This is a genomic window from Halorubrum luteum (assembly GCF_054652935.1).
The window spans coordinates 175,746-195,471 of record NZ_BAAIGT010000002.1 but is presented as its reverse complement, the minus strand read 5'-3'; the positions used below and the strand labels follow the sequence as shown (position 1 = coordinate 195,471).

Annotated in this window: 16 protein-coding genes; 7 read left to right on the top strand and 9 right to left on the bottom strand. The window is 67.6% G+C overall.

All coding sequences use genetic code 11. The features are described 5' to 3' along the window. The first annotated feature begins 133 nt into the window (after positions 1-133). A complete protein-coding gene (locus tag ACYQ0R_RS01015; protein ID WP_459820472.1) occupies positions 134-1,519 on the top strand; it encodes a glycerate kinase type-2 family protein in 1,386 nt (461 codons plus the stop codon). A 163-nt stretch (positions 1,520-1,682) separates the two neighbouring features. Here ACYQ0R_RS01015 and ACYQ0R_RS01010 read toward each other — a convergent pair whose 3' ends face one another. Both ACYQ0R_RS01010 and ACYQ0R_RS01005 read right to left on the bottom strand, forming a co-directional pair. Continuing rightward, a complete protein-coding gene (locus ACYQ0R_RS01010; RefSeq protein ID WP_459820471.1) occupies positions 1,683-2,081 on the bottom strand; it encodes an OsmC family protein in 399 nt (132 codons plus the stop codon). Positions 2,082-2,227: 146 nt separating this feature from the next. Further along, on the bottom strand, positions 2,228-2,953 hold the full coding sequence (locus ACYQ0R_RS01005; protein ID WP_459820470.1) for a metal-dependent hydrolase: 726 nt from the start codon (positions 2,951-2,953) through the stop codon (positions 2,228-2,230). Between the two features lie 147 nt (positions 2,954-3,100). Between ACYQ0R_RS01005 and ACYQ0R_RS01000 the strand changes: the two genes are divergently transcribed. From ACYQ0R_RS01000 to ACYQ0R_RS00990, 3 genes are all read left to right on the top strand, one after another. Next, entirely contained in the window at positions 3,101-4,324 is a 1,224-nt protein-coding gene (locus ACYQ0R_RS01000; RefSeq protein WP_459820469.1) for a sensor histidine kinase, read from the top strand. A 594-nt stretch (positions 4,325-4,918) separates the two neighbouring features. Further along, complete coding sequence (locus ACYQ0R_RS00995; RefSeq protein ID WP_459820468.1) at positions 4,919-5,662, top strand: fumarylacetoacetate hydrolase family protein; 744 nt, start codon at positions 4,919-4,921, stop codon at positions 5,660-5,662. 74 nt (positions 5,663-5,736) lie between these two features. Further along, positions 5,737-6,201 (top strand): hypothetical protein, encoded by a 465-nt coding sequence (locus ACYQ0R_RS00990; RefSeq protein WP_459820467.1) that lies wholly within the window; start codon positions 5,737-5,739, stop codon positions 6,199-6,201. A 1,313-nt stretch (positions 6,202-7,514) separates the two neighbouring features. On the opposite strand, the gene ACYQ0R_RS00985 is transcribed toward ACYQ0R_RS00990, so the two are convergent. From ACYQ0R_RS00985 to ACYQ0R_RS00975, 3 genes are all read right to left on the bottom strand, one after another. Next, positions 7,515-8,678 (bottom strand): acyl-CoA dehydrogenase family protein, encoded by a 1,164-nt coding sequence (locus ACYQ0R_RS00985; RefSeq protein WP_459820466.1) that lies wholly within the window; start codon positions 8,676-8,678, stop codon positions 7,515-7,517. A 154-nt stretch (positions 8,679-8,832) separates the two neighbouring features. After that, positions 8,833-9,819, bottom strand: coding sequence for a branched-chain amino acid ABC transporter permease (locus ACYQ0R_RS00980; RefSeq protein WP_459820465.1), 987 nt, complete (start codon positions 9,817-9,819; stop codon positions 8,833-8,835). Beyond that, complete coding sequence (locus ACYQ0R_RS00975; protein WP_459820464.1) at positions 9,816-10,673, bottom strand: branched-chain amino acid ABC transporter permease; 858 nt, start codon at positions 10,671-10,673, stop codon at positions 9,816-9,818. Before ACYQ0R_RS00975 ends, ACYQ0R_RS00980 begins: the two co-directional genes overlap by 4 nt. 135 nt (positions 10,674-10,808) lie before the next feature. On the opposite strand from ACYQ0R_RS00975, the gene ACYQ0R_RS00970 reads away from it, so the two are divergent. After that, positions 10,809-11,738, top strand: coding sequence for an ABC transporter ATP-binding protein (locus ACYQ0R_RS00970; RefSeq protein WP_459820463.1), 930 nt, complete (start codon positions 10,809-10,811; stop codon positions 11,736-11,738). Further along, entirely contained in the window at positions 11,735-12,430 is a 696-nt protein-coding gene (locus ACYQ0R_RS00965) for an ABC transporter ATP-binding protein (RefSeq protein ID WP_459820462.1), read from the top strand. Before ACYQ0R_RS00970 ends, ACYQ0R_RS00965 begins: the two co-directional genes overlap by 4 nt. 965 nt (positions 12,431-13,395) lie before the next feature. Here ACYQ0R_RS00965 and ACYQ0R_RS00960 read toward each other — a convergent pair. The 4 genes from ACYQ0R_RS00960 to alaS form a co-directional block, all read right to left on the bottom strand. Beyond that, positions 13,396-14,637, bottom strand: a complete 1,242-nt coding sequence (locus ACYQ0R_RS00960) for an ABC transporter substrate-binding protein (RefSeq protein ID WP_459820461.1) — start codon at positions 14,635-14,637, stop codon at positions 13,396-13,398. Between the two features lie 199 nt (positions 14,638-14,836). Next, positions 14,837-15,550 carry a type 1 glutamine amidotransferase gene (locus ACYQ0R_RS00955; RefSeq protein WP_459820460.1) on the bottom strand — a complete coding sequence of 238 codons (714 nt, stop codon included), beginning with the start codon at positions 15,548-15,550 and terminating at the stop codon, positions 14,837-14,839. A gap of 155 nt (positions 15,551-15,705) precedes the next feature. Next, positions 15,706-16,542 carry an alpha/beta fold hydrolase gene (locus ACYQ0R_RS00950; RefSeq protein ID WP_459820458.1) on the bottom strand — a complete coding sequence of 279 codons (837 nt, stop codon included), beginning with the start codon at positions 16,540-16,542 and terminating at the stop codon, positions 15,706-15,708. A 13-nt stretch (positions 16,543-16,555) separates the two neighbouring features. Continuing rightward, complete coding sequence (gene alaS, locus ACYQ0R_RS00945; RefSeq protein ID WP_459820457.1) at positions 16,556-19,333, bottom strand: alanine--tRNA ligase; 2,778 nt, start codon at positions 19,331-19,333, stop codon at positions 16,556-16,558. A gap of 127 nt (positions 19,334-19,460) precedes the next feature. On the opposite strand from alaS, the gene ACYQ0R_RS00940 reads away from it, so the two are divergent. Then, complete coding sequence (locus ACYQ0R_RS00940; protein WP_459820456.1) at positions 19,461-19,616, top strand: DUF2080 family transposase-associated protein; 156 nt, start codon at positions 19,461-19,463, stop codon at positions 19,614-19,616. The last annotated feature ends 110 nt before the right edge of the window (positions 19,617-19,726 follow it).

Here is a 19,726-nt window from a genome sequence, read left to right as displayed (position 1 = left end):
GCGTTCACGACGGGCCGATAATATCCTTTCTCTCCACCGATCGCTGGGTCGACCGGACCGGCTGAACACCGCAGCGACCGGACCGGCCGATATCCGCGATGGATACATACCCTGACCCGCAAAAACGGGTCCCATGGTCGAGATACCGATCGAGGGACGGGACGCACTCGCCCACACGCCCGCACACCACGTCGCGCTCGACTGTCTCGCTGACGGGATCGCTGCCGCCCATCCCGAGCGACTCGTCGCGGAAGCGATCGCAGTCGAGGACGGCGTACTCACCGTGTCGCCGGTCACCGGCTCCGCGGACCGCGGATCGCCGACCGACTACGACCTCGACGCGTACGACGATGTCGTCCTCCTCGGCGGCGGCAACGCGGCGGGGACGCTCGCGGCCGCGCTCGAAGTCACACTCGGCGACCGACTCTCCGGCGGCGCCGTCGTCACCGACGATCCGTCCGAGACGGAGCGCGTCGAGGCGTTGGCCGGCGACCATCCGCTTCCGAGCGAGCGCGGCGTCGCGCATACGCGCCGCATCCTCGAGCGGGCGGCCGCCGCGGACGACGACGTGCTGGTGATCGCGGCGATCACGGGCGGGGCGAGCGCTCTGCTTGCGGCTCCCGCGCCGTCGCTATCGCTTTTCGATCTCCGGATGGTCACCCGAGAGCTGCTCTCGTCGGGCGCGTCGATCGACGAGATCAACGCCGTCAGGAAACACTGCTCGGCGATCAAGGGCGGTCAGCTCGCACGGGCGGCCGAGCCGGCGACGGTCGTCACCCTCGCCGTGAGCGACGTCGTCGGCGACGACTGCAGCGTTATTGGAAGCGGTCCGACCGTCCCCGACCCCTCGGCGTACGCCGACGCTCTCGCCGTGATCGACCGCTACGACCTCGAGGTTCCCGACTCCGTTCGCGAGCACCTGCGAGCCGGTGTGGCGGGCGACCGGTCCGAGACGCCGACCGCGTCCGATCCGGCGTTCGACCGAACGAGCACGCACGTGATCGGGAGCGGTCGAACCGCACTCGCCGCGGCGCGAGCGACGGCCGCGGAGCACGGGTACACGTCATTGGTGCTTGCGTCCGGCGTCCGCGGCGAGGCCCGCGAGTCGGCGCTCACACACGTCGCGATCGCCGAGGAGTGTCGTGCCACCGGCTCACCGGCTGTACCGCCGGCAGTGCTGCTCTCCGGCGGAGAGACGACGGTGACGCTCACCGACGACTCTGGCGCGGGTGGCCCGAACCAGGAGTTCGCGGCGAGCGCCGCGGTCGCACTCGCGGACGCCGACGCAGACGGGATCGTCGTCGCCAGCGTCGACACCGACGGGATCGACGGGTCGACCGATGTCGCCGGTGCGATCGTCGACGACACCACGCTGTCGGCGTCCGACGGCCGTGACGCGCTCGACCGCAACGACACGTACGCAGCGCTGAGCGACGCGGGAGCGATCGTCCGGACCGGCCCCACCGGGACCAACGTCAACGACCTTCGGGTTATCGTCATCACGAGAACCGATCGCTGAGGGGCACCTCCCTGCCGGCTCCCATCGCTTCGACGATGGATCGAACGATCAAAAACCAGTGGGTGACGACGATCGAAGTGTCAGTGCACGGCGGTGGACCCGCTCTCTCACCGCACGTCACATCGCTGCCGGTTCAGAACGCGCCGGTTCAGAACGCGCCGGTTCAGAACGCGCCGCCGTGGACGCTGATCTCGGCCTGGAGCGCCTCGCGGACGGCGGCGTGGACGTGGCAGATCCCCTCGGCACGCTCGACGATCTCGTCGAATGCGTCGTCGTCGAGGTCGGCCTCGACGTGGAGATCGAATCGGATCGCTTCGAGGTCGTCGTCATCGTCGAGGTCGGCGCTCGCGTCGATCTGGAGCGTCCCGAGGTCGTCCTCGCCGCGCTGGCTCGCCCCGACCCGAACCGCCGGGAGGAAACAGGAGGCGTACGTCGCGACGAGCGCGGCGTTCGGGTTCGGTCCCGTCTCGTCGGTCGCGTCGATCTGGAGGTCGAAGTCGCCGACCTGGCTCGTACAGGCGTATCCCTCCTCACACACGGTGGACGTCTCGATATCGGACATGAGTACCGGTACATTCGTCGCCGTGATGCTAAACCTTGTTATCGAGTTCGGTGGCCGTAACGTAAAACGGTTACACACCGTGCTGGACCGCGGTTCTCCGTAAAAATGCGGGATCGATATCGGTGCTGTTCAGGTATCGATGCCGTTCACGGATCGAGCGTGTACGTCTCGTCGCCCTCGAGGACGACGGGTTCGGCGGCGGCACCGGCCGCTTTCACCTCGGAGACGAACTCGTCGGTGTCGATCTCGATCGGCGGGAACGTGTCGTAATGCATCGGGAACACGACGTCTGCGCCCACCCAGTCGGCGGCGATGCCGGCCCCCGCGGGACCCATGGTGAAGTGGTCGCCCGCCGGGAGCGCGGCCGCGTCGGGCTCGAGGTACGGCGCGATCACGTCGACCATCTCGGACATGAGCCCGGTGTCGCCGGCGTGGTAGAACGCCGTGCAGTCGGCGTCGAGCTCCTGGGTTGGTTTTTTATCACCGATCACGAAGCCGGCCGGCATCCCGGCCGAGGTGCCGTACCCGGTCTCGATCCCGTTCGAGTGGTCCGCACGGACCATGGTCACCCACGCGTCGCCACACTCGACGGTGCCGCCGATGTTCATCCCCATGCCGCCGACGGCGTCCTCGTGACCGAAGTTCTCCTGGACGTAGCTCGTCAGTTCGGGGGTCGCCACGAGCGTCGCGTCCTCGTAGCGGTCGGCATCAGCGATGTGGTCCGCGTGGCCGTGTGTCAACAGCAGATAGTCCGGCTCCAGCGCATCCGGATCGACGTCGGTCTTCGGGTTGTCGAAGAACGGGTCGATCAGCAGCTCGGTGTCTTCGACGACGACGTGCCACGTGGAGTGGCCGTGCCAAGTGAGCTCCATGGTTCGATCGGCCCATCTCGACCCACGATATTAAAAGTCGACACAAACCATTCGGGTAGCGGCCGGTCCGGCGCAAAACCTTCCCACGACCTACACGCTTACAATACGATGGGCCGTTCGTACTGTCGTGACGGTGGGGGACATCCGATGATTCGTGACGGGAGCGGAGATCCGCTAGCCGACGAGCGGCTCATGGAGGATCAATCACCCAGTGGCCAGTCCACGAAGGAGCGATCGACTGGCAAGTCTGCGGAGACGGCGTCGATCGTCGACCGGCCGGAAAACCGCTATCGCCACCTCATCGAACACGTGCAAGACGCCGTCGTCGAGTTCGAATTCGTCGACGACACGCCGATTGTCAGGGAGATCAACGAGGCGTTCACCGACATCTTCGGCTACGAACTCGACGTGATCCGTGGTGAACCGCTCAACGAGTGGATCGTTCCCGAGTGGAAACGTGGGGAGGCGGCGGACCTCGACACGAACACGGTGATCGGCGAGATCAACTATCGGCAGGTCACGCGAAAAACGGCGACCGGGCTCCGAGAGTTCCTCTACCGAGGCATCCCGTACGAACAGTCCGAAACGAACGCCGGTGGATTTGCGGTGTATACGGATCTCACGGAGATATCACAGAACGAACGGCAACTGACGGTTCTCAACCGGATTTTGCGACACAACCTCCGAAACAACGCGAACGTCGTCGCTGGGAACGTGACGCGATTGCTCGCCGAGCTCTCCGAGCCGGATCCGACGGCGATCGACACGGCGGCGACGATCGAGCGCGCCGCACACGAGCTCGAACGCCTCGCCGAGGAGGCGGGACACATCCACCACGTGCTTCAGCAGTCGGCGGACGAGACCACGTCGATCGATCCAGCGCCGCTGGTTCGGTCGGTGGTCGACGAACATCGGCAGGACTCGCCGAGGGCCACGATCGACGTCGACCTCGCCCGCTCCGAGCGGGTGTTTGCCGATAGCCATCTCCGATACGCGCTCGACAGCCTGGTCGACAACGCGATCGAGCACAATCCAAACCCCTCACCCCGGGTTCGCGTCCGCATCGATCGGCTCGGCGGCGCGTCCGACCCGGACGCCGACGCCGCGGTCGAGGATCGTCGACATCACGAATCCGCCGACTGGGTGGTGATCCATGTTGAGGACGATGGGCCCATGATACCTCTCAACGAACGCGACGTGATCCGCGACGGATCGGCAATCACCCCGACCCATCACGGGAGCGGGCTGGGGCTGTGGCTGACGGAACTGACCGTCGAGACGTTCGGCGGCGAGCTTCAGTTCGACACGAGCGAACTCGGCGGAAACGACGTTTCCATCCGGCTGCGACGACACGACGGACGACGCGAGTAACCGACCCCTCCCTACTTCGCTCGGTCTGACGACCTCGCTCGTTGAGGGTTCCGTCAGACGAGGTCTGACGACGTGCAGGCTTGCGCCTGCACTGGGGCCTTGATGTGGGACTCGCCTTCTGTTGTCGTCGGGGAGGAAGGTCGTTCCTCGCCCGTACCGAACGACCTTCGGGGTCGGCATCCCCACCATTCGGGGGCCGGGCTACTGCGGCCCGTGATACCGGCGACTTGTGCGACGGTATCACTGGATATTGGTACGGCGGCCCCCCGAAAAAGTGTATTGGATAGCGAGTCAGATGGCAGAAGCCACAGTGGCTGTTTCCCAGCATGTCGGCTTCTGCTCACGGGCCGCAGGCCCGTTCGGATGGTCAGCGGGACCGACGGTCCCGCACGACTTGAGGCCGGGGGCTCCACCTCGAAAGATGCTGAACGACATCGCTACGTCACGTCCGTTGGTATAGCTGCCACGGTGCGTTTTTCCTTCGATTTCCCTGCTCTCCCCGCTTTCCCCGCTTTTCGTCGAGCCCAACCGCGCTTTTCGACCGGCGTCGACGGTTCGGCACCTCTTTGTACGGAGCCGCCCGATCGGTCGGGCATGCATCACGTACGCTTCCGCGACCCGGCAGGCTCCGTTCGCGAGGGTAGTTACGATCCCGACAGCGGCACCGTCGCGTTCGGCGACGACGAGTACGCGCTCGATGACGACGCGATCGACGTGTTGCCACCGGCGGAGCCGACGAAGATCGTCTGTGTCGGACGCAACTACGCGGACCACGCCGCCGAGATGGGTAACGAGGTCCCCGACCGACCGCTGCTGTTTTTAAAGCCCCCGAACGCGCTGTCGAGTCACGGCGACACGGTGACGGTGCCGGCCGGGAAAGATCGGATCGACTGGGAGGCGGAGATCGCGGTCGTCATCGGCGAACAGTGTAAAGACGTCGACGCGGCCGACGCGATGGACGTCGTCGCCGGCTTCACCTGCATGGACGACGTCTCGAACCGCGACGACCAGAACGAGGAACAGAACTGGGTGCGCGGCAAGGCGTTCGACAACGCCGCGCCGCTCGGACCCGTCCTCGCGACGCCCGACGAGGTGCCCGCGGACGCGAACGTGGAGCTCCGCGTGAACGGCGAGACGAAACAGTCCGGTAGCCGCGACCAGTTCATCTTCGACGTTCCGACGCTGATCGAAGAGATCACGACGTATCTCACGCTGGAGGCGGGAGACGTGATCGCGACCGGCACTCCGGACGGCGTCGGCGCACTCTCGGACGGCGATACGGTCGAAATCGAGGTCGAGGGCGTCGGGACGCTCGAACACGACGTTCGAGTGCCATAGCACGTATCCTGACGATCACGCGACACAATCCGTGACCGCAACCAAAATACGGCTCCGCCGTTTCCGTTCGGTCGATGACCGACGCCCCTCGTGGACTCCGGATCGCTGCGGGGATGCTTGCGGTCGCCGTCGCCGGGCTCCACGCCTACTGGGCGCTGCCGCGTCTGACGGCGCAGCTGTCCGTGTGGCAGTTTCCGGATCCGCGGCCGGTCGCCTTCCTTCTCGCCACCGCCGCGATCCTGATGGGGATCCTGCTCGTGGTGCAGGGGTTCGACCCGCTTCCGGTGTACGTCGGCGGGATCGCGCTGCTGCTCGTCTTTCTCGGCGGCTACGTCGCGTGGCACACGGTGCTGGAACACGGCGCGTTCTGGCCCGGCCGACACGCCCACGGCCACGGCGACGCTTCCGCGGTCGCGGTCGTCGTCGATCATCTCCGCGCGGACCGCCTCGAACTGGCGTCGAAACTCACCGAGGCCGCACTGCTCGCCGTGCTCGCCGCGCTAACGGCGATCGAACTCGGGTCGAGCGAGTCTCAGTAGTCCGATTCGCAGGCGGGCAAGGGCCATATAGCTTTGTCATGGTGTGTGTCCCATGCTCGTCTCCCCGACTCGAACGTGCGACGCTGCGTGGATCGTGATCGATACCGGGCGTACGTCGCTCACGAGGGTGGATGGTTGGTTTATAAGTGAGTGTGTGGTAGGATTGTCGGTTGTTTATAAGTGAGTCGCGGGAGCGATAGCTCCGCGACGAACGATCTGAAAGCCCCAGCCGCGACGGCTCGCGCGCCTTGCTGCGCTCCTCGGTCGCTCGCGGTGCTCGCTCCCTGTGGTGCTTACTGCGGCGGGCGTCGCCCTCGCGACTGCCCCTTTCAACCCCACCCGACCGCACCGCAACCGCACCTCACGCCTCCCCAGCCTCGCGGTTCGCGCTCTCCGAGCGCTCACCGCGTCCCTCGCGCGCGCTTGCTCGCGGCTTCGCCGCTCGCGTTCGAGGGCTTCCGTTGGTCGCCCTCGCGCCTCGCGCTCTTTTCAGAGCGCTCGGAGGCACGCGCCGACCGCCCGCAGTCACCTGATAACCGAACAATGCTCTGCTTGTGGTTGCGGTGGCGCGCGCCGCGAGCGGGCCTTCGGCCCGTGAGCGAGCGCGCGAGGGAGACCGGAGGAGGCCGCCGAGCGGTCCCGGCGGCCTCCTCCGGTCGAGGCTGGGGCGGTCCGAGGCTGCGGTGCGGTGCGGGGTGGGACTGGAAGGGGCAGCCGCGAGGGCGAAGCACGGCGACGTAAGGACCGCAAGGAGCGAACGCAGTGAGCGACTGAGGACCGCAGCGAGAGTCCCGCGAGCGGAGCGAGCGGGAGCTCGGAAGACGCAGCATCGAGCGCAGCGAGATGACCGTCTTCCGGTGCGCGCGAGCCGTCGCGGCTGGGGCTTCCAAGTCGGTCTCTGCTCCACCGCTCACTTATATACCACTCCTCACCGCGCTGAATACACCTTTATAAACCACTCATCGATTCTCGTATGCACAATATACGCCCGACATCGATCGCCGCGATGGCTGTACTGAGCGATCGACAGGAGCGACCGACCAGGTATGTCGGATTCTCAGTACGACTGAAGTCGAGGGCTTCCTCCTTGCAGTTCTGTGAATCGATCTGTGATGTTTATCAGGAATACCACCTGTTAAAAGGCACGAGACGCCCGCATGCCGGTCCCGAGCCGGTTTACCCCGCGGCGGGACGCACCGATACGCGGCAGTACGCACCGATACGCGGCGGGACGCACCGATACGCGTCGGGACGCACCGATACGCGGCGGGACGCACCGATACGCGGCGGGACGCACCGATACGCGGCGGCACTCACTGATACGCGGCGATCCCGGTCAGATCCTCGCCGAGGATCAGCGTGTGGATGTCGTGGGTTCCCTCGTACGTGTAGACGGTTTCGAGGTTCGCCATGTGCCGCATCGGCGAGTAGTCGGTCGTGATCCCGTTGCCGCCGAGCATCTCGCGGGCGATCCGCGACTGGTCACGCGCCATCCGGACGTTGTTCCGCTTCGCCATCGACACGTGCTGCGGGCGGAGGTCGCCGCGCTCTTTCAGCTCCGCGAGCCGGTAGGCCAGCAGCTGGCTCGTCGTGATCTGCGTCGCCATCTCCGCGAGCTTCTCTTGTTGGAGCTGGAACCGCGCGATCGGCCCACCGAACTGGTCGCGGTCGGTCGTGTACTCCCGCGCCGTCTCGAAGCAGTCTCGCGCCGCCCCGATCGCTCCCCACGCGATCCCGTACCGCGCCTGCGTGAGACACGACAGCGGGCCCTTCATGCCTTCGACGCCGGGCAACACGTTCTCCGCGGGGACGCGGACGTCCTGTAAACTGATCTCGCCGGTGATCGACGCCCGCAACGAGAGCTTCTCTTTGATCTCGTTCGTCGTCACCCCGTCGCGGTCCGTCTCCACGAGGAACCCGCGAACCGGGTCGTCCTCGACGGAGACGTCTCGCGCCCACACGACCGCGACGTCGGCGATGGGCGAGTTCGTGATCCACGTTTTCGAGCCGTTGAGCACGTACTCGTCGCCATCCTGCTCGGCGCGCGTCTCCATCGCCGAAGGGTTCGAGCCGTGTTCCGGCTCCGTCAGGCCGAAACACCCCACTTTCTCGCCGCGCCCGAGGTCGGGGAGCCACCGCTCCTTCTGTTCGTCGCTGCCGTACGCGTGGATCGGGTACATCACGAGCGCGCCCTGGACGCTCGCCATCGACCGCAGCCCGGAGTCACACGCTTCCAGCTCCTGCATCAACAGACCGTACGCCGTCTCGGAGACGTCCGGAAGGCCGTACCCGTCCAGGTTGGGGGCGTAAAACCCCAGTTCTCCCATCTCGGGGATCAGTTCCGTCGGAAACGTCCCCGCCTCGAAATGGTCGCCGATGTCGTCACGGACCTGCTCGTCGACGAACCGGCGGGCGGTGTCGCGGATCAGTCGTTCCTCCTCGTCCAGATCGCCTTCGAGCCCAACGTAGTCGAGCATGGTTGATCGTGGGATTCGTCGGAACAAAAGCGATTCGGGACGCCCGCCGCCGAGCCGGCGAACACGTTCGGTGATCCGGTGTGATCGTCGAACAGGGGCCGCGACGAGGCCCCAACGACCCGGCAGAGGTCCGCGGCTCGAATCGCTCGTACGGTCAGGACGCGTCCCCGCCGTCGCCGAGACGCTCGTCGTACAGCTCGCGCGCCTTCGGGACGATCCCCTGCCGGAACGAGAGGAACAGAACGACGAGTAAGACGCCGAGGAACGCGGTTCGCCACTGGCCGATCTCGCCGAGCAGCTCGTCGAGGACCACCACCACCCCCGCGCCGACGACGGGACCGAGCAGCGTCCGGGAGCCTCCAAGCACGAGCATCACCAACACGAGGACGTCGACCGCCTGAAACGCGAACGTCGACGGCAGCACGTACCCCTCGGCGTGGACGTACATGGGACCGACTGCGCCGATCAGTCCGGCCGCGAGAAAGCCCGCGAACACCTTCGTCCGGACGACGCCGACCCCAGCCGCCTCGGCCGCGACGGGGTCCTGTCGAACCGTCTCGAAGGCGATCCCCCACCGCGAGGACTGCAGCCGGCTGTAGCCGACGAGCGCCGCGAGCAGCGTCCCGAGCAGGACGTACGCGAAGACGACCCGCTCGCCGAGTCCGACCGCGTCAGCGATCGGCGCGACCGACAGCCCCGAGAACGGGAACCCGGTGCTCCCGCCGGTCACCGACCGCGCGCCGACGAACACCTCCATGGCCGCGAGCTGCAGCGACAGCGTGAGGATCGCTAACACGATCACCGTCATCCCCCGTCTGGCGGCGACGTAGCTCACGGTCGCGCCGAGCGCGCCCGCGGCGAGCGCGCCGATCGGGAGGGTCAGCCACGCCGTCACGCCGACCGCCTCGGCGAGCAGCGCGGTCGTGTACGCCCCGATCCCGGCCAGCGCGCCCACGAAGAGGAACAGCTGGTCGGTGTGTGCGAACGCGACGTTGAGCGCGACGGTAAGCGTCGCGAACACGAGAAACGTCGCCAGAATCCGGAGCTGGTAGGTCGCCCCGCCCGCGGCCGCAAGCAGGGGCAGCGGCGCGATCAGCGCGGCGACGACGGCGATCCGTTTCGCGTCGGCGGCGGGGATCACGATATCTCCTCCGGGCGCGCGACAAGCACCGCGACGGCGACGGCGAACAGCAGCACGTTCGCGAGGTACGCGCCCACGAGGAAGTTCGCGAACGTGATCACAACGCCGAGGCCGACCCCGGCGGCGACGGTACCGCGAAGGTCGCGCACGCCGCCGACGATGGCAACGATGATGGCGAAGACGGTGAGCTCGAAGCCGGCCGCGACGGTGATATCGGAGCTGGCAGCACGGAGCAGTCCGGCGACGCCCGCCAGCGCCACACTGAGCACGAACACCAGCGTGCGGATCCGCCGCGGGTTCACCCCGCAAAGCAGCGCGCCCGTCTCGTCGTGGACGACCGTTCGCGTCGCCGTCCCCAGCCGCGTCCGGTCGAGAAAGCCGAACAGCCCCGCGAGCAGCGGCGCGGCGACGGCGACGGTGAGCAGCGTCGATCCGCGCACCCCCACCCCAGCCAGCTCGACGCCGGGCACGCCGTGTGCCAGCGAGTAGGTGAGCGGGAAGTACACGTACAGGACGCCGTCGATCGCGATCGCGAGGCCGAGCGTGACGAAGATGCCGAGCACGATCCGCTCCTCGCCGGTCGACCGGTACACGCTCGAGAGGAGGGTTCGGTCGACGGCGAGCCCGAGGACGGCGACCGTGCCGACCGCCGCGACGGCGCCGACGGCGACGGAGCCGACCGCGCTCGCGACCGTCGTCGCGACTATCGCCGCGATCACGGCGAAGCTGCCGAGCGCGAGGTTCAACACGTTTCCGAGCCCGAACACGAGCGTGATCGCGGCTCCGAGCAGGGCAAAGGAGAGACCGCGGGCCACGCCGTCGATCGCGAGCTCGACCCCGACTGTGACGACCATCCGTTCTCGATCGAGGGTGCATCCGGAGCGTTAATTCTCCTTCGATACGCGACCACTGAGCACCGAACGACGACACCGGTGTACGAACGTGTACAGCAGCGAAAGGAATTAGTCATCGGAGCCGCGAGTGGCTGTATGCTCGAAGTCGACGGGATCACGCGGACGTACGGCGGCTTGACCGCCGTCGACGACGTCGGATTCACCGTCGACGCCGGGGAGATCGTCGGCGTCATCGGTCCGAACGGAGCGGGGAAGACGACGCTTTTCAACGCGATCACCGGCGTCGACGCTCCGGACGCCGGGCGCGTCAGCCTCCGTGGTGAGGATCTCACCGACGCGCGACCGAACGCGGCGTGTCGGGCCGGCGTCGCTCGGACCTTCCAGTCCGTCCGGACGTTCGACGAGTCGACGGTTCGCGAGAACGTGCTTGCGGGCGCGCTGTTCGGTGGCCAACGGCGCGACCGCGACGCGGCGGCGCGCGCGACAGAGAAGGCGCTCGAGCTGGTCGGACTCGCCACGGACGCCGACCGCCACACGAGCGACCTCCCGATAGCGGCCCGCAAGCGGGTCGAGCTCGCTCGGGCGCTCGCGACCGACCCCGACGTGCTGCTGCTCGACGAGATCGGCAGCGGCCTCACGCCGGTCGAGATCGACGACCTCACCGACACGATCCGTCGGATCCGCGACGAGCGCGGCGTCGCCGTCGTCTGGATCGAACACGTCACCGACGCGCTGTTCCGCGGCGCCGACCGCGTGCTCGTGTTGGAGAACGGCTCGCTCATCGCCGAGGGCACGCCGGCCGAGATCCGCGCGAACGACCGCGTCGCCGAGGCGTACCTCGGCGGAGGCGACGACGACCCCGCGGCCGACCCCACCCTGGACGCGCCGGCCACTCCGGACGCGCCGGCCACCTCGGCGGAGCCAGCGACGACCGACTCGGCCGCGGCTGCAGACCCGGCCGTCACGGCTGCGGCGACGGACGGTGGCGATCCGACGACCGCCGACGAGCACGCGACGAGGGGAGACGCGAGCCCGCCGCGCCCCGACGACGAGGCCACACGGTGATACGGGTCGAGAACGTCGACGTCGCCTACGGCGACCTTCAGGTGTTGTGGGACGTCTCGCTCTCGGTTCGCGGGTCGGACGGCGTCGTCGCTCTCGTCGGCCCGAACGGGGCCGGGAAGTCGACGCTCCTGCGGGCGATCTCCGGATTGGTCCCCGTCGCCGACGGACGCATCGAGCTGTTCGGCGAGGAGGTCGCCGGCCTCAGTCCCGACGAGATCGTCCGACGAGGGTTCGTGCAGGTGCCGGAGGAGCGGCACCTGTTCGACGGGATGACGGTCGGCGAGAACCTTCGGATGGGCGCGTACACCCGCGATCGGAGCTCTCAGGAACGGCTGGAGGAGGTGTACGACCTCTTTCCGGTGCTTGCCGAGCGCGTCGACCAGGAAGCGGGAACGCTATCGGGCGGCGAACAGCAGATGCTCGCGATCGGTCGCGCGCTGATGGCCGAGCCGGAGGTGTTGGCGCTCGACGAGCTGTCGGTCGGACTCGCCCCGCAGCTCGCGAGACGGACGTTCGAGACGGTCGAGGAGCTGAGCGAGGAGCTGACCGTCCTGCTCGTCGAACAACACGTCGACGAGGCGCTCGCGCTCGCCGACCGCGGCTACGTCCTCGAGAACGGCCGGATCGCGGTTTCGGGAACCGGCGATGAGCTGCTCGAGAGCGACCGCGTTCGCTCGGCGTATCTCGGTTGAAGGCGTTCGCGTCACGCCGACGTACTTGATATCGGGCGTACGTCGCTCACGAGGGGGGATGAGGGGTTTATACGTGATTGCGTGATGGATCTGGAGGTGATTTATAAGTGAGTCGCGGGAGCGATAGCTCCGCGACGAACGATCTGAAAGCCCCAGCCGCGACGGCTCGCGCGCCTTGCTGCGCTCCTCGGTCGCTCGCGGTGCTCGCTCCCTGTGGTGCTTACAGCGGCGGGCGTCGCCCTCGCGGCTGCCCCTTTCAACCCCACCCGACCGCACCGCAACCGCACCTCGCGCCTCCCCAGCCTCGTCGGCGGCTCGCGCGTTCCGCGCTCGCCGCCGCCTCCCTCGCACGCGCTCCTCGCGCTCTTTCCAGAGCGCTCGGAGGCGCGCGCCGACCGCCCGCCGTCACCTGATAACCGAACAATGCTCTGCGGTGTGGTTGCGGTGGCGCGCGCCGCGAGCGGGCCAGCGGCCCGCGAGTCGCGAGGGCGACCGGAGGGAGCCCTCGGATGCGAACGGCGAAGCCGTGAGCGAGCGCGCGAGGGAGACCGGAGGGGCCGCCGAGCGGTTCCGGCGGCCCCTCCGGTCGAGGCTGGGGTGGTCCGAGGCTGCGGTGCGGGGCGGGACTGGAAGGGGCAGCCGCGAGGGCGACGCACGGCGACGTAAGGACCGCAAGGAGCGAACGCAGTGAGCGACTGAGGACCGCAGCGAGCCGCGCGAGCCGTCGCGGCTGGGGCTTCCAAGTCGGTCTCCCCTCCATCGCTCACTTATATACCACTCTTTCCCGCACCGAGTACGCCTTTATAAACAACGCACCGATTCTACTATGCGCAATATACGCCCGGTATCGAGCGCTTGACTACCGTGATCGGCATGGAGCGACCCACGATAGCGGTAGTACGAGACGACGTGTTCCCGGCCTTGTCCGGCACGACGAGACCCCTCAAGGCGGTTCGAGACGCCACCTACTCGATGAACGCGTGCTCGTCGGGATCGAACCCGTCGAGCGGCGTGGAGCGGAACGTCTCCGTGAGCCGCCAGTCACCGTCCGGGAAGTAGTCGGGCGGTCCCGTCTCGAACCCGCTGAGCATGTGACTGAGCCCGTCGATCTCCCCCCACTCCGTGTACCGGATCGGGTTCGCAAACACCGTGTCGAACTCGATGTCGCGGAGCTCGTCGGCGATGGCGACCGGATCCGGCTCGCCGGCCGCCTCCGCGGCCGCGGCGATCAGCTTGCCGGTGACGTAGCCGTACGCCTCGTGGGTGTCGAACCGCTCGCCGCGCTCGTCGGCAAACTGCTCTGCGACCGTCGCGAACGCCTCACTGTACGGGTCGCTGACGTGCAGGTGTAAAAAGCCCGCCGTCGCGTTCTCGCCGAGTCCGCTGTTGAGCACGCCGGGCGGGAGACCGGCACCGGTCGTCAACTCGGGGTCCAGTCCGAGCTCGATCGCCTGATTGTGGATCGCGATCGACCCCGGCGGATGCCCCGTCGCAACCAGCAGCTCGAGGTCGTCCGGGAGATCGCGAAGGAACGGCGTGAAATCGTCCTCGCCGACCGGCGCGGTCGCGGTCGTCAGGTCGACGCCGTCGGGCACCAACGCCTCGAGACTCTCCGCCAGCGTGTTCCCCCATTCGTAGTCACCGATGATCGCCCCGACCGTCTCGTAGCCGCGGTCCTCGATCAGCTCGATCTGCGGACGCACGTCGGTGACGGCGGGCTGTGAGCCCATCCGGAACGTGTAGCGGGTGTCCTTCGGGAGGATCCGATGTGAACCCGCCATATGCAACACGAGCGGCACCTGTAGCTCCTCGGCGGTCTGGCGGGTGACGAGCCCCACGTCGCTGGACACCGGCCCGGTGATTGCCAGCGCGCCCTCGCTCTCGACGAACCGCCGGAACACGGTGTCGGCTTCGCCCGCGTCGCTGCCCGTATCCGTCGTCTCCACCTCGACCTCGCGCCCGAGGACGCCCCCGTCGTCGTTCAGCTCGTCGACCGCGAACTCGAGACCCGCCTCGTGGGCCTGTCCCCACGCGGCGAACCCGCCGGAAAGTGGCTGGAGCGCTCCGATCGTGAACGTGTCGCCATCGTCTCCGAGACAGCCGGCCAGCGCGGTCGTCCCCAGCGTCGCCGCCCCGCTCGTGCGGAGAAACGAGCGCCTGTCGACGGTGCGTCCGACCGCCCGGTCGGTCTCGTATGCGTCCGTCATGGCACTCGATCGGGGTTCGTGCGATTAGTAGCTGTCGGAAGCGTGCATCGATGTACAGATCCGACCACTGGAGAAGAGATCCGGTCGGTGGGATGGAGGCGAATACCGACAACCAGCCGATCGACGAAAGGCGACGACGAAAGGCGACGACGAAAGGCGACGACGAAACGCGACGACGAAAGGCGACGAAAGGCGGCTGTCAGTCCGCAGTCGCCGTCCCGGCGGACCGCTCCGTTTTCAGCCTGCGGGCGTACGCGGCGAAGTTGTCGAAGATCGACTTCGCCTCGCAGGCGTCGGCGTACCGTTCCGACGATATCTCCGCAAGCACCGCATCGACGCGAGCGTCGCCGATCCGGTCGCGTTTCCCCTCGGTCACCTCGCGGGCGGTCCGGACGTCGTACTCCGGATGGAACTGGACGCCCCAGCAGTGTCCCTTTCGGAACGCGTGGACGCCGTAATCGTTCTCGGCGAGCAGCGTCGCCCCCGGCGGCAGGTCGACGACCGTGTCACCGTGCGTGGTGAACACGGTGAACTCCTCGCTCACGTCCGCGAACAGCTCGTCGCCGCGGTGTCGAACCGTGTTGTAGCCGATCTCGAACTCGTCCATTCCGGCGACGCGACCGCCGAGCGCCTCCGCGAGCGCCTGATGGCCGTAACAGACGCCGAGGATCGGCACGCCGTCGGCTGCCGCGTCCGCGATGTACTCGATGAGCGGGGGGATCCACGGCTCGTCCCAGTACACCGACGACCGCGAGCCGGTGACGACGATGCCGTCGAACTCGGTGTGGTCGGGGAGCTGTCCGTCGGTCGCGTCGAACTCGACGAGGTCTGCTGCGAGCTCCCGCCGGAAGTTCCGACGAGTGTTCGCGCCCTCGTGGGACGCGTTGAGCAGGGCGAAGCGGAGGCGCGTCATGGAGAGGGAAACGAGAGAGAGCCTCAAAACGGTTGCGCCGCCGCGAAACGCTACCGGCATCCCGTGCGACGAAACGAAAACGAACGACCAGCCTCAACGAGTATAACGGATCGAACGATCGGGAGTGGTCGGAACGACGCGACGGGAGCCGACCATCACCCGACCGGATCGCTCGCGTGCTCGGCGAGCCAGCCGACGATCGCGTCGTTGACCGCGGCGGACGCCTCGATCCCGACGAAGTGGCGCGCATCGCCGATCACGACCGACTCGCCGCGGGGGAGTCCCGCCGCGAGCGACTCGCCGGCCGTGATCGGACACACGGTGTCCTCGCCGCCGTGGACGACGAGCGCCGGCGTCGTCGCCTCGTACAGCCGGTCCGACCGGTCGAACGCCTCGACGGCGGCGCGGTGCGCCTCGAACACCGCGGGCGTGGCGTCCTCCACGAGCCGCCACTCCGTGATCCGCGAGAGCGCGTCGGGGTGCCGCTGCCGGAACCCCTCCGACAGCAGTCCGGTGAGCGACCCCTCCACGGCCTGTGGGTTCGAGGGGTCCGCCCACACGCCTGCGGGGTTGTACGCGTCGCCCGACGGCGGCGTCCCGACGAGCACGAGGCTGGCCGGACGGGTCGACGCCATCCCGTATGCGAGCGCTACCATCCCGCCGAGCCCGTAGCCGACGAGATGCGCGTTGCGGATCCCCTCCGCGGCACACACCGCGTCGACGTCGCTGGCGAGCGCCTCGACGGTGTACGGGCCGGGCGGCGCGTCCGACCGACCGACGCCGCGCGTCTCCGGCGTGATGACCGTGTGCGGGCCCGCCAGCGCGGCGTGTTGCCAGCCGAACTGCCACGCGCCGAGCCCGACGTCGCCACAGAACACGACCGCCTCGTCAACGTCGCTGGCGGTGCCGGACTCGGCGTCGTTCGCATCGCTCGCCCCGGGGCCGTCCACCTCGTATCGGATCGACACGTCGCCGTTGGTCGCGTACGGCACGGACGGACCCCCGTCAGGCCTCCTGCAGGCTCTTCAGTACGTCGGGCGCGGAGTCCAGCGCGTCGTCGAGGCGGTCGACGTCCGGCCCGCCACCCTGCGCGAAATCCGGCGGTCCGCCGCCGCCGCCGCCGACCCGCGAGGCGAGCTCGGAGACGACCTGGCCCGCGTTGAGCTCGACGCCGTCAGGCACGCCGACGACGAAGCTCGCGGAGCCGTCCGCGCCGCTGCCGACGACCGCCACCTTCCCGTCCTCGACGTGGGCGTTGGCGGTCGCGCGGAGCTCGTCGGCGTCGCCGTCGAGCCGCTGGATCACTGCCGTGACGCCGTCGACGTCGACCGACTCGGCATCAGCGCCGCCCGAGGCGCGCGCCTCCGCGAGGTCGGCTTTCAGCGACTCGATCTCCTTGCCGCGCGCCTTCCACTCCTCGAAGAACCGCTCGGCGGTCTCGGGAACGTCCAGCGGGTCGACGTCGAGCGCTTCGGCGGCGTCGGCGAGCGCGTCCTCGGTCCGCTGGGTCGCCTCGATCGCCGCCTCGCCCGCAGCGAAGACGATCCGCTCGACGCCGTCCTGAACCGGCTCGGTTTTCAACACCTTGACCGCGCCGATGTCGCCGGTGCGCGCGACGTGGGTGCCGCCGCACGCCTGCACGTCCTCCTCGCCGACGTGGATCAGGCGGACGTTCGTTCCCGGCGGGACGCCGCCCTGATACAGGTCGAAGCCGTGTTCCGCCTCCGCCTCGTGGCGATTGGGCCACTCCTGACGAACCGGGAGGTTCTCGCGAACGAGCTCGTTTGCGACCCGCTCTATCGCCTTGGTCTCCGCCCGGGAGATCCGGTCGTAGTGGCGAACGTCCAGCCGCGAGGAGCCGAGCCCCTTCTGTGCGCCGGCCTGTCGGACGTGGTCGCCGAGCACCTCGCGGGCGGCGTGACCGATGAGGTGCGTCGCGGTGTGGTGTTGCCGGAGCCGGTCGCGTCGCTCACCGTCGACCTGCCCACGGACGAACTCGCCTTTGCCCGGGTCCGCGTCCGTCTCGTGGAGCACGACCCCGTCGACCTCCTGGACGTCGACCACGTCGACGGTCGTCTCGCCGACCGAGAGCGTCCCCCGGTCGGCCGGCTGGCCGCCGCCTTCGGGGTAGAACATCGTCTGGTCCAACACGACGTCGTAGCCGTCCTCGCGCTCGAACACGTCGAGAACGACCGCCTCGAACTCCGTCCGGCCCTGGTCGTCGTAGTACAGCTTCTCCGTGTCGGGGAGGTCGCCGAGCCGCTCGTCGCGCTCGGTCTCGGAGTCCGCCCCGCCGATCTGCTCGTGGCGGTCGGCGACGAGCGCGTAGAAGTCGTCCGGAACGTCGACGTCGGCCCCGCGCTCGTCGGCGATCTCCGCGACCATGTCCGGCTGGATCCCGTGGGAGTCGTACAGCTCCAGCAGCTCTGCGGTCGGGATCGGCTCGCCGGTGCCCGCGTACTCGTCGGCGAGCTGCTCGACCTTGCGGGTGCCGCGCTCCAGCGTCTTGCGGTACTTGCGCTCCTCGGTGCGGACGATCTCGCGGATCGTGTCCCGGTTCTCGTAGCCGAGCCGCTCGGCCTGCATGTCGACGAGCTCGTCGAGCGGGGCGTCGACGCCGACGTCGTCGACGAGCCGCTTCGTCCGGCGGAGCACCATCCGCGCCAGATACCCCGTCCCGACGTTCGAGGGGACGATGCCGTCGCCGAACATGTACGCCAGCGTCCGGGAGTGGTCGGCGATCGCGTAGATCGACTCGAGCGGTGCGACCAGCTCCCGGAGTCGATCGACGTCGACGTCGAGTTTCGCCGCGATGTCGCCGCGGGCGTTCTCGACGTCGTCGACGTCGTCGATGTCCATCCGCCCGGCGAGCCTGGCGGCGCGGTGGACGATCCGCTCTTCCTCGTCGGTGTAGTCGATTCCCGCGTTCTCCTTCAGGAACTCGATCGCGTCGGGATAGATCGCCTCGTACACCGTCGCAGTCCCCTGGCTCATCCACGTCCATCGCTCCAGCCCGTAGCCGGTGTCGACGATGTACGTGTCCATGAACGAGTACGTGTTCCCGTCTTTCATCTCGTACTCGCCGTCCGGGTCCTGCTCCATACACATGAAGACGAGCGTCGCCAGCTCGGCTCCCTTATAAATGACTTCGATCGCGGGGCCGGCGTTGCCGCCGCCGACCCACGGGTCCTCGATGTAGGTGACTTCCTCGAGATCCGCGCCGAGGTGCTCGAACAGCTCGTCGCAGTACGCCACCGTCTCGTCTTTCCAGTACACCTCGCCCTCGTAGGCGTACTCCTCGTCGGCGTCCTCGCGCGTGTTGAACGCGTGATGGGCCATCATCTCGAACGCCATCGTGTGTCGGCCCGTCTTGCCGACGTTATCGATGTCCTGCATCCGGATGCAGGGCTGGGAGATGGTGAGGGGGTTCGCCGGGGGTGGCGTCTGCCCGGACGTGACGAGCGGCTGGAAGTCGTAGATCGACGCCTGCGTGAGCAGCACGTCGTCACGCCAGCGGTTCGCCGCGACCGGATACGGCTCGATCCGCTCGTGGTCGTGCTCCTCGAAGAACGAAAGGAACGCCTCGCGCATCTCGGTGAGGCTGTACGACTCGGGGAACCCGGGATCGTCGATGAAGCTGTAATCCTCACACGGCGGCTCTCCGCACAGTTCGCGGTCGGGGTCGCGCGTCCAGAAATACGCCCCACAGGAGGGGCACTCCTTGCGATCGAACCCCTCCTCCTCGAAGTAATCGAGGCGGTACTCCGCTTCGAGATCGCTCATTACCATGTTCTGACCCGTGTTCGTCTAAAAGGGTTGCGTAACTTTTACGAAATTCAGTATCAATTGGTGGTATTCAGTTGTCTTTCCAACCGGAACGGTTAACCATATGTATAACATATAGAGCAGTATGGGAGATAGATACGAAATTGAAGGAGAAGAGATCGTTGAACGCGAAGTGAAGCCGTTCGGGAGTGGCGGCGCACACGTCACCGCCCCGAAAGACTGGATCGGCGCAAACGTCAAACTCGTCCGCACAACAGAACCAGACCACGACGACGAATGACACAGCTCACCGAACAGTTCTACATCCCGGACGAGCATCAGAACGGTTCCGGGCCTGCTCGAACGTCGATCACGGCATCGGATCACCTCGATCCCGTCGCATCCGTCCGT

Excerpts from the sequence above, each read along its gene's own strand:
- ACYQ0R_RS01015 (WP_459820472.1), top strand. The coding sequence starts at position 134 with ATGGTCGAGATACCGATCGAGGGACGGGACGCACTCGCCCACACGCCC.
- ACYQ0R_RS01010 (WP_459820471.1), bottom strand. The coding sequence starts at position 2,081 with ATGTCCGATATCGAGACGTCCACCGTGTGTGAGGAGGGATACGCCTGT.
- ACYQ0R_RS01005 (WP_459820470.1), bottom strand. The coding sequence starts at position 2,953 with ATGGAGCTCACTTGGCACGGCCACTCCACGTGGCACGTCGTCGTCGAA.
- ACYQ0R_RS01000 (WP_459820469.1), top strand. The coding sequence starts at position 3,101 with ATGATTCGTGACGGGAGCGGAGATCCGCTAGCCGACGAGCGGCTCATG.
- ACYQ0R_RS00995 (WP_459820468.1), top strand. The coding sequence starts at position 4,919 with ATGCATCACGTACGCTTCCGCGACCCGGCAGGCTCCGTTCGCGAGGGT.
- ACYQ0R_RS00990 (WP_459820467.1), top strand. The coding sequence starts at position 5,737 with ATGACCGACGCCCCTCGTGGACTCCGGATCGCTGCGGGGATGCTTGCG.
- ACYQ0R_RS00985 (WP_459820466.1), bottom strand. The coding sequence starts at position 8,678 with ATGCTCGACTACGTTGGGCTCGAAGGCGATCTGGACGAGGAGGAACGA.
- ACYQ0R_RS00975 (WP_459820464.1), bottom strand. The coding sequence starts at position 10,673 with ATGGTCGTCACAGTCGGGGTCGAGCTCGCGATCGACGGCGTGGCCCGC.
- ACYQ0R_RS00970 (WP_459820463.1), top strand. The coding sequence starts at position 10,809 with ATGCTCGAAGTCGACGGGATCACGCGGACGTACGGCGGCTTGACCGCC.
- ACYQ0R_RS00960 (WP_459820461.1), bottom strand. The coding sequence starts at position 14,637 with ATGACGGACGCATACGAGACCGACCGGGCGGTCGGACGCACCGTCGAC.
- ACYQ0R_RS00955 (WP_459820460.1), bottom strand. The coding sequence starts at position 15,550 with ATGACGCGCCTCCGCTTCGCCCTGCTCAACGCGTCCCACGAGGGCGCG.
- alaS (WP_459820457.1), bottom strand. The coding sequence starts at position 19,333 with ATGAGCGATCTCGAAGCGGAGTACCGCCTCGATTACTTCGAGGAGGAG.
- ACYQ0R_RS00940 (WP_459820456.1), top strand. The coding sequence starts at position 19,461 with ATGGGAGATAGATACGAAATTGAAGGAGAAGAGATCGTTGAACGCGAA.